The sequence below is a fragment of the Roseicyclus sp. genome, from assembly GCF_965662675.1.
Classification (GTDB): domain Bacteria; phylum Pseudomonadota; class Alphaproteobacteria; order Rhodobacterales; family Rhodobacteraceae; genus Roseicyclus.
On the sequence record NZ_CBFIIK010000111.1, the window covers coordinates 1 to 8,510 of the forward strand.

The window sequence follows — 8,510 nt, forward strand, 5'->3', positions numbered from 1 at the left end:
GCGTTTCGCGAAGCGTCTGGCCGATGCGCAGGGGATCGAGTTTTTGTAGGTTGGGATGCCCGCCGAGGAAGATAATGCGGGCGATCATCTTGTCGGCATGGTGCATCTCTTCGATGCTTTCCTCGCGCGATTTGGCGGCGATGCGGCCGTAGCCCCAATCGTCTTGCAGGCGGTAATGCAGCCAATACTGGCTGACCGCCGTCAACTCGCTGCGCAGCGCGGCGTTGAGGTATTCGATGACTTTGGCGTCGCCCTTCATGGCTGTTGCTCCTTCGTGTCTGGCCGTTCGGCACATCGCCGGAATGGCTGGTGATATGGCAGGCAGGGACCAAACGATCCTTGATGCCGCGCAAATGCTTGTCAGGTGGCGATACCCCGGCGGCGCAGACCGCGGAGTTCGGCGGGCACGCCCATCGCGGGGGATGCGGCCATTGTGGCCATGAAGAGCGGCAGACAGCCGCCGCAATCGGGTTTGCGGCCAAGGGCGCGATAGAGTTTGCCCGGCGTGATGATGGTGTCGGGATCGGCGGCGCGCATCCAGTCGATCGCGCCGTGGATATCGGTGTCGCTGATGCCGGTGCAGTGACAGATGATCATCGCGCGCCCCCGCTGCGGCTGATCGCCTGTCGGTCGATCAGCCGCTCGAGGGCCGCGGCAAGCGAGGGGCAGACGGCGCCGCCGAATTCCGCCAGCAGCTCGGCCGCGACCGCGACGGCCGCGCTGGTCGGGCGCTCATGTGAAGCACGGGCATGTGGGCGCACGGGCATTGGAGGCTCCTGCGATGCGAGTCGCCCCCAAACCTGATTGTTTCAGTCGGAAAAGTCAATCCTTACAAATTCGCTCGGATACTTTCCGCGCATGCGGTCCGATGCGCCTGCGCCTAGAGCTTGTTGTGCGCCCCGTCGCAAAGCGGTTGGTTCGCGCTGGCCTTGCAGCCGCAAAAAAAGGCGCGGCCATCTTTCTCGGCGGTCCATTTCTGCGGCTGAAAGGGTGTACCCTTGTGCGACCCGTCGCAAAAGGGTTGGGTCTTGGACTTCCCGCAGGCGCACCAGAAATAGGTTTTGCCTGCCGTCACCTCGACGGGGAACGGGGCTTTTTGGGCGATGATAGGGGTCTCGTCTGACATCTGGCGGGGCTCCTTGGCTGGATGTGTCAGGGCCAAGGTGGCGCGGCTTGGCCTCGGGTCAATCCAGATCGGTCCAAGGCCATGGCTTGACCTCGGAGGCGGCGGATTGGTAGCGCGCGGCCTTGGCCATCCAGATGCCCAGATCGGTGCCGAAATCAGCGAGGCGCTTGTTCTTTTCGCCCGTGTTGACCAGCATGATGATGAATTGCACGACAGTGATCAGCGTCAGCACCGTTTGACTGAGGCTGAGCATGATCCAGATCAGCACCATGTAGAGCAGGCGTTGACCCATGCCGTCTTTCACGACCTCGGGTTGTTCACCGTTCAAGCGGCCCTCGATCTTGTCATCTTCATTTCGGTCCATACGAGACACCTTTCCCATCCAACATTGCAAAAACCGCGTCGATGGCGGCCTGCGTGCCGCGCGCGGCCTCGAGAGGATAGGGGAAATCGGCCCCGTCGAGAAGGGTCGCGGCGACGGCTTCGACCTGAAGGGCGTATTGCTGCGCATCGGGGAAAGAGATGATGCGCAGCGGTTGGCCCTCGATGGCGAGGTGCAGATCGGCTTGGCCGTATTGGCCGGGGTTGAAGGGGGCCATGACGCTCAGCCGGCCAAGGGAGCCTTCGAAGATCATGGATTGATAGCGGGTGGTGCGCATCGAAACATGGAAGGAAAAGCGGATATCGCCCGCGCGCGCCTGCACCCAAGCGGATGTGTCGACGCCGTTTTCCATGATCGCATCGGCCCAGAGAATCTCGGGCTCCGTTCCCGTGGCATAGCGAAAGGCCCCGATGGGATAGACGCCCACATCGCGTAGCGCACCGCCCGCCAGATCGGCGGAGAGGCGGATATTGCCGGGATCGGCCAGCCCATAGGTGAAGGCGCCGGTGACGCTGTGAAGCTGGCCCAAGCGGCCCGCGGCGATCAGCGCGCGCACGGTTTGCCATTGCGGGTGATGGGCGGGCATCCATGCCTCGGCGATCAGGCGGCCGCTGGCCTCGCGCGCGGCGATCAGCCGGTCGAAATCCGCCGCATGCAGGCCGATGGGCTTTTCGCACAGAACCGCCTTGCCCGCCTGCGCCGCGCGGATCGACCAATCGACATGCAGCGCATTGGGCAGCGGGATATAGACGGCGTCGATTTCGGGATCGGCCAGAAGCGCATCATAGCTGTCATGGACCCGCAGCCCCGGCGCGATGGCGGCGAAAGGGGTAGCGCGGTCAGGATCGCGGGTGGCCAATGCGACAAGGCGCGATCTTTGCGCGGCATTGATCGCGGGGGCCATGATTTTGCGCGCAAAACCCGCGGCACCCAAGATACCCCAACGGATGTGATCGGACATTCGCGTCTCTCCCCTGCGACTGGGGCTTTTGGTATCGGCCATCCGGGGCGCGGGGCAAGGTGCAATGCAAAATGGCGCGAGGGTTCCCCCCCGCGCCACCGTGTTTCGGCGTGTTTCGTCGTGTTTTTTCGCGTCTGGCCGAGGCCGCGCCCGTTCAGGCAGTGGCCAGCATGCCTTGTTCACGGGCCAGATCGCGCATGCGCTTTTGCAGCTTTTCGAAGGCGCGCACTTCGATCTGGCGGATGCGTTCGCGGCTGACATTGTAGACGGCCGACAAATCCTCGAGCGTGACGGGATCGTCGCGCAGGCGGCGTTGGGTCAGGATATCGCGCTCGCGCTCGTTCAAAACGGCCATTGCATCGGCCATCAGGGACATCCGGCTTTCGTATTCCTGCCGCTCGGCGTAATCGCCCGCTTGATCGGCATCGGTATCTTCGAGCCAATCCTGCCATTGCGTCGCCCCGTCATCCTCGGAGCCGATGGTGGCGTTGAGCGAGGCATCGCCCCCCGACAGACGCCGGTTCATCGAGATCACCTCGGTCTCGGTCACGCCAAGATCATTGGCGATACGGGCGACGTTTTCGGGGCGCAGATCACCCTCTTCCAACGCACCAATGCGGGCCTTGGCCTTGCGCAGATTGAAAAACAACTTTTTCTGCGCGCTTGTCGTGCCGAGTTTGACCATCGACCACGAGCGCAGGACATATTCCTGAATTGCGGCGCGAATCCACCACATTGCATAGGTCGCAAGGCGAAAGCCCTTTTCGGGATCGAATTTCTTGACCGCCTGCATGAGACCGACATTCGCCTCCGAGATCACCTCGGCCTGCGGAAGGCCGTAGCCGCGATAACCCATGGCGATCTTGGCGGCGAGGCGTAGATGCGAGGTGACAAGCTTATGGGCCGCGTTGCGGTCTTGATCTTCGACCCAACGCTTGGCCAGCATATATTCCTCTTCCGGCTCCAGCATCGGGAAACGCCGGATTTCCTGCAAGTATCGGTTCAGACCCTGTTCCGGCGAGGGTGCCGGCAAATTGGTGTAACTGGCCATCGATCAAGCCCCCTGTCAGGTTGCATCGGGGTTTATGTAAAATCGGTTAACTTTATGTCAAGAGGCACAAGTGAACCGAAGCGTTCAGATACTGAACCTTGCGTAGATGAACAGCAAGTCGCAATTTCGTGATGGAATATTGCGAATTCGCACATATCAGGCGGTTGCAGCGCGCAGATCGGACAAGAGCGTGGCCATATCGGCGGGCAGATCGGCACAAAACAGCAGCTCTTCATCGCTGATCGGATGACGAAAGCCCAACCGCGCGGCATGCAAGGCCTGTCGTGGAAAGGCGTTGATGGTTCCGGCCAAGCCCGCGCCCAGCAGCTTGTCCGACACGCGCCTGCGCCCGCCATAGACCGGATCGCCGATCAGCGCATGGCCCACATGGGTCATATGCACCCTGATCTGGTGGGTGCGCCCGGTCTCCAACCGGCAGGACACGCGGGCGACGGGGCCGAAACTCTCTTCCGTCTTGACACGGGTGACGGCGTGGCGGCCGCCTTGGAACAGCACCGCTTGGCGCTGGCGGTCGGTCTTGTGGCGGGCCAGCTGCGTGGTGATCTTGAGGATGCCGCCCGGCTCGAAATTCACGCCGCGCACACCGTTGAGCCGCGGATCGCCCGGATCGGGTGCGCCGTGGCACAGCGCGATATATTCCCGCTCGATGGAGTGATCCGCGAATTGCGCGGCCAAGCCGTGATGGGCGCGGTCGGATTTCGCGACGACCAAAAGGCCCGATGTTTCCTTGTCGATCCGATGCACGATGCCGGGGCGTTTCTCGCCCCCGATGCCCGACAGGTTGCCGCCGAAATGATGCAACAGCGCATTGACCAGCGTGCCGTCGGGGGTGCCGGGGGCGGGATGCACCACCATGCCCGCGGGCTTGTCGATGACGATCAGATCATCGTCTTCATGGATCACGGAAAGCGCGATGGCCTGAGGCGCGGTGGCGATATCGGCGGCCTCGTCGATCGTGATCGCGACATGATCGCCCTCGACCAGCTTGGCGCGCAGATCGGTGATCACCGCACCATTGACCGAAACGGCCCCATCGGCGATCAAGCGAGCCAACCGCGAACGGCTGAGCGCCTCGTGCTCTGGCACGGCGTCGCCCAGTGCCTTATCGAGGCGGCCGGCCGGGTCCGGGCCGATCAGGACCGTGACGATACGAGGGGCCAAGCCCATGACGATGCCTCCGACTGAGGATGAGGGCGGCACCCTGCCCGCCAATCTGCGCTTTCTCAAGACGCTGGTGACGGTGCTGACCGCGGTGATGATCCTTGGCGTCATAGCCATCGTCGCGCTGCTTGTCATCCGGCTGAACGCCGATCCGGCCCCGATCTTGATCGCGCCGGGCGATTTCGCCTTGCCGCCGGGCGTGGGGGTGGTGGGGCTGAGCGTGATCGACGGCCAAAGCGTCATCGTGGGCGATGACGGGGTAATCCGGGTCTATGACGGCGAAAGCCGTGCGCTGTCGCAGGAATTCCGCATCGGGGATTAAGGGTGGTACCAGCGCCCCGGCTTGAACGGGGGACCTCCTGATCCACAATCAGGCGCTCTAACCAACTGAGCTACGCCGGCACGAGGGGTCGGATAGCCAATGGTCGGCGCGATTGCAAGGGGTCTTGGCCACCACATCGCTTGCGCTGGCGGCCGCGTGCCGCTACCTCGGCCTTAGGCATTGGAGGCTGGCGCAATGGGTATCAACAAGGAAAGCGAGATCGCGGCGAATTTGCAGATCGGACCGACCACGCTTGGCATGGTGCGCATCTATGTCGAAGGCGAGGGTCTTGACCTGCCGCTGGATTTCGAACCCGAAGAGGCCGAGGAAATCGCCGAGGAATTGCGCGCAGCCGCGGCCCTTGCACGCAAGATGGGCAAGCAAAAGCGCTAAAACGGGCCGCCCCCAAGGCCGGGATCGCGCAGGCCTTGCAGGCGCAGCGCGGCATGGCGGGCGAAGCGTTGAGTCACCGCGCGACGCCGCGCGGGCGGCAGCTTCACCTCGGGGGCCATGCGGATGATCTCGGCATCATAGGCATCGGCGATGATCAGCCCGGTTTCCGCGGGCAATAGATCGGTCGGAAATTCCGCATCCACCGCCCAGAAATAGCGATCACCCCATTCCAGATAGCCGCCCCATTTCCCGTCCGAGGTGAAATCGGCGCGCGAGGATTTGCATTCGATCACCCAAAGTTCCCCCTTGGGGCCAAGCGCCATCACATCGAGTCGCTTGCCGCGTTCGGGGGTGAATTCCGCAAGTGTCGCGAAATCATGGCCACGCAGGTGGCGACAGACACCGCGTGCCAAAAGCTGTCCGGGGGCGAGAGACTGGAGCGGGGCGGGTTCATGCAACATGGCGCAAGACTGGAACATTACACGAACAAAGGCAAGGTGTCGGCCACTTGCCAGCGCACCCTTCCCCGCCTATGTGAAAGATGGCGGGTCTGCTCTTCGCGTGTCTGTGGCAAAATTCCGGTGGCCTTAAGCATTTCCGAGGGGGCTGGCTCTGTCCGGATCCTGGTCTGGTTACCTGGCGCCCACCTGTAAAAACAGGTCCTCGGGAATTCACGCCTCCACGGTTGCTGCGGTCCCCGCCACATGCAAACGCCGCCCTCTTGGGGCGGCGTTGCTGTTTTGTTTGGTGATGCTTAGTGGCGGTCGCTGTCGCGGGTCCGAATCGGGATCGGCACCCGCCGCCCGCGATGATCATCATCATCGTCATCATCATCGCCCAGCATCATGATCTGATAGCCGATCTGCACCGCGCCAAAGGTGATGGTGAAAAACACCACCAGCATGATCAGCGCGATCGGCCCATCGGCGGTATGGGTGACCAAATGCCAAAGCCCGGCCACATCGAAGGCCAAAAGCATCGCGACAAAGATCAGTGCCAAGGCAAAACCGATCAGGCCGTGACGCAAGATGAAGGCGATATGATCAGGCACGGCGCATCCCCCGGCGTTGCATCTGTAGCGCTCAAGGTAGCCTTGGCTTTTGCAGACGCAAGAGGGCGCGGCGTTCGGGCGCGCAGGTGGCGGGCGATTGCCTAAAAATCAGGCAGCATTGAGGATCAGCCAGGCGGTATAGCCTGCATAAACCGCCAAGAACACAATACCCATGCCGCGCCCGATCCGGCCCATGGCAAGCGCCGCAAGCAACAGCACCGCCGTGCCCGCCACCAGTGCCAGATCGACCAAGGACAGATCGGCGGGAACCGGGATCGGCACGATTACCGCCGTCAGGCCCAAGATCGCCAGGATGTTGAACACGTTCGAGCCCAGGATATTGCCCAGCGCCAGACCCGCCTCGCCGCGGCGGGCGGCGATGACGCTGGTGGCCAGCTCCGGCAACGATGTGCCGACCGCCACGATGGTCAGCCCGATCAAGGTCTCGCTCACGCCAAGCCCGCGCGCGATGCCCGTGGCCCCCTCGACCAGCAGCCACGCCCCCGCGATCAGCGTGCCAAGCCCGCCCAAGAGATAGGCGAGCATCAGCGCCGCACCCATTTCGGGGATCTTCGGCACCGGCTCCAGCGCCGCGTCGCGGCTGAGCGCGCGCCATAGATAGATCGCAAGCCCGCCCAGCAAGATCGCCCCTTCGATCCGGCCGACGCTGACGCCGATCGAGATCACCGCGATACCAAGCGCGCTGGCCATGATCAGCCAGACACGATCCTCAAGCGCGGCGGTCTCGGCGGGGATCACCGCGATCACCGCCGCAACCCCCAAGATCAGCGCGATATTGGCGATGTTGGAGCCCAGCACATTGCCGATGGCGATCCCCGGCGCACCGGCAAGTGCGGCAGAAAGCGAGGTCAGCATCTCGGGCATGGAAGTGCCGAAGCCCAAGACCACCGCCCCCACAACGGCCATGGGCAGGCGCATCCGCGTGGCAAAAGCCACGGCACCGCGCACCAACCCCTCGCCGCCCGCCAGCAACATCGCCAGACCGGCCACCATCATCATGATATTCATCGCTGTTCCTTGCTCGGGCGGCCATGCGTCAGTCCAAGCCACCCCTGCACAGGAAATGGCACGCCCGGCACGATCCGCAAGTCGCCCAGACCGGCATGGCAACGGGATTTTTTACCCCGGGATGCGCGCCGTTACTCGATTTGCAACTTGGGTTTATTGCCGGCTGGTCGCATTGGGGGCAGTCACAAGCGCAAAGCACCCGCATGCGCGGGCAAGACAAGGATCGATCCAAAATGCTGACCAAAGACCACCTCGTTGCCAGCGGCGCCATGTTGTTTCGCTGGCGCAGCTTTGTGCTCACGGCCTTTTTCCCTGCCATGGCCATTGCGATCTCACAAGGGCACTGGGTGGAAATAACCTTTGGTGACACGACCGGTCAGCTGGTCGAATGGCTGGCGCTGGCGCTGATCGGATTGGGGCTTGGCATCCGTATCCACACGGTCGGCCATGTGCCCGCCCGCACATCGGGGCGCAACACGCGCGGCCAAGTCGCCGATACGCTGAACACGACGGGCCTTTATGCGGTGGTGCGCAACCCGCTCTACCTCGGCAATGCGATCGCCTATCTGGGGGCGGCGGTCTACACGCAATCGCCGATCCTGCCGGTCCTGCTCGCCCTTGTGCTGGCGCTCTATTTCGAGCGGATCATTGCCGCCGAAGAGACGTTTCTCGTTACCCAATTCGGGACGCACTACACCGGTTGGGCCGCGCGCACCCCGGCCTTCTTTCCTGCGTTCCGCCTTTGGCAAAGGCCCGCGATGCCCTTTTCATGGCGCAGCGTGATCGCACGCGAACACCCGACATGGGCGGGGGCGGTCGTGATGCTCTACCTGATCGAGATGGCCACAAGCTATGTCGAGGGCGCGCCGATGCTTGACCGGCCCCTATGGCATGCCGCCCTCGCCTGCGCGGTGGTCGGTCAAAGCGCTTTGCTGTTGATCAAACGCAAAAGCACGCTCTTGCAGGTCGCGGGGCGTTAAAAGGCGGCGGGCTTGGCCTCGCGCGCCATATGG

General features: G+C 63.1%; 14 protein-coding genes and 1 tRNA gene. 3 read left to right on the forward strand and 12 right to left on the reverse strand.

What is annotated here, in order from left to right:
* The 8 genes from ACTG4J_RS13160 to ACTG4J_RS13195 form a co-directional block, all read right to left on the reverse strand.
* Window positions 1-259 (reverse strand): ferritin-like domain-containing protein (locus tag ACTG4J_RS13160; RefSeq protein ID WP_439140202.1); only part of this gene is annotated, 259 nt, incomplete at its 3' end.
* A 101-nt stretch (window positions 260-360) separates the two neighbouring features.
* Window positions 361-597 (reverse strand): (2Fe-2S)-binding protein, encoded by a 237-nt coding sequence (locus tag ACTG4J_RS13165; RefSeq protein WP_439140203.1) that lies wholly within the window; start codon window positions 595-597, stop codon window positions 361-363.
* The gene (locus ACTG4J_RS13170; RefSeq protein ID WP_439140204.1) at window positions 594-767 is read right to left on the reverse strand and encodes a hypothetical protein; all 174 of its coding nucleotides are present in this window, start codon (window positions 765-767) and stop codon (window positions 594-596) included. The genes ACTG4J_RS13165 and ACTG4J_RS13170 overlap by 4 nt, the downstream gene beginning before the upstream one ends.
* A 113-nt stretch (window positions 768-880) precedes the next feature.
* Entirely contained in the window at window positions 881-1,126 is a 246-nt protein-coding gene (locus ACTG4J_RS13175) for a CDGSH iron-sulfur domain-containing protein (protein WP_439140205.1), read from the reverse strand.
* A 58-nt stretch (window positions 1,127-1,184) separates the two neighbouring features.
* Window positions 1,185-1,490 (reverse strand): DUF4389 domain-containing protein, encoded by a 306-nt coding sequence (locus tag ACTG4J_RS13180; RefSeq protein WP_439140206.1) that lies wholly within the window; start codon window positions 1,488-1,490, stop codon window positions 1,185-1,187.
* Window positions 1,477-2,469 (reverse strand): Gfo/Idh/MocA family protein, encoded by a 993-nt coding sequence (locus ACTG4J_RS13185; RefSeq protein ID WP_439140207.1) that lies wholly within the window; start codon window positions 2,467-2,469, stop codon window positions 1,477-1,479. The genes ACTG4J_RS13180 and ACTG4J_RS13185 overlap by 14 nt, the downstream gene beginning before the upstream one ends.
* 154 nt (window positions 2,470-2,623) lie before the next feature.
* Window positions 2,624-3,520: an RNA polymerase sigma factor RpoH gene (rpoH, locus tag ACTG4J_RS13190; RefSeq protein ID WP_439140208.1), complete on the reverse strand. Its 897-nt coding sequence runs from the start codon at window positions 3,518-3,520 to the stop codon at window positions 2,624-2,626.
* A gap of 156 nt (window positions 3,521-3,676) precedes the next feature.
* Window positions 3,677-4,708, reverse strand: a complete 1,032-nt coding sequence (locus ACTG4J_RS13195; protein WP_439140209.1) for an RluA family pseudouridine synthase — start codon at window positions 4,706-4,708, stop codon at window positions 3,677-3,679.
* Here ACTG4J_RS13195 and ACTG4J_RS13200 point away from each other — a divergent pair.
* Window positions 4,707-5,024, forward strand: a complete 318-nt coding sequence (locus ACTG4J_RS13200; protein WP_439140210.1) for a DUF6476 family protein — start codon at window positions 4,707-4,709, stop codon at window positions 5,022-5,024. The two genes, ACTG4J_RS13195 and ACTG4J_RS13200, sit on opposite strands and share 2 nt — an antisense overlap.
* A gap of 3 nt (window positions 5,025-5,027) precedes the next feature.
* Here ACTG4J_RS13200 and ACTG4J_RS13205 read toward each other — a convergent pair.
* Window positions 5,028-5,104, reverse strand: a tRNA-His gene (locus ACTG4J_RS13205).
* Window positions 5,105-5,219: 115 nt separating this feature from the next.
* On the opposite strand from ACTG4J_RS13205, the gene ACTG4J_RS13210 reads away from it, so the two are divergent.
* Window positions 5,220-5,417: a DUF6324 family protein gene (locus ACTG4J_RS13210; protein ID WP_439140211.1), complete on the forward strand. Its 198-nt coding sequence runs from the start codon at window positions 5,220-5,222 to the stop codon at window positions 5,415-5,417.
* On the opposite strand, the gene ACTG4J_RS13215 is transcribed toward ACTG4J_RS13210, so the two are convergent.
* The 3 genes from ACTG4J_RS13215 to ACTG4J_RS13225 form a co-directional block, all read right to left on the reverse strand.
* Window positions 5,414-5,878, reverse strand: coding sequence for an MmcB family DNA repair protein (locus ACTG4J_RS13215; protein ID WP_439140212.1), 465 nt, complete (start codon window positions 5,876-5,878; stop codon window positions 5,414-5,416). The two genes, ACTG4J_RS13210 and ACTG4J_RS13215, sit on opposite strands and share 4 nt — an antisense overlap.
* A 293-nt stretch (window positions 5,879-6,171) precedes the next feature.
* Window positions 6,172-6,468, reverse strand: a complete 297-nt coding sequence (locus ACTG4J_RS13220) for a hypothetical protein (RefSeq protein ID WP_439140213.1) — start codon at window positions 6,466-6,468, stop codon at window positions 6,172-6,174.
* Between the two features lie 108 nt (window positions 6,469-6,576).
* Window positions 6,577-7,497: a calcium/sodium antiporter gene (locus tag ACTG4J_RS13225; RefSeq protein WP_439140214.1), complete on the reverse strand. Its 921-nt coding sequence runs from the start codon at window positions 7,495-7,497 to the stop codon at window positions 6,577-6,579.
* A 233-nt stretch (window positions 7,498-7,730) separates the two neighbouring features.
* On the opposite strand from ACTG4J_RS13225, the gene ACTG4J_RS13230 reads away from it, so the two are divergent.
* A complete protein-coding gene (locus ACTG4J_RS13230) occupies window positions 7,731-8,477 on the forward strand; it encodes a methyltransferase family protein (RefSeq protein WP_439140215.1) in 747 nt (248 codons plus the stop codon).
* The last annotated feature ends 33 nt before the right edge of the window (window positions 8,478-8,510 follow it).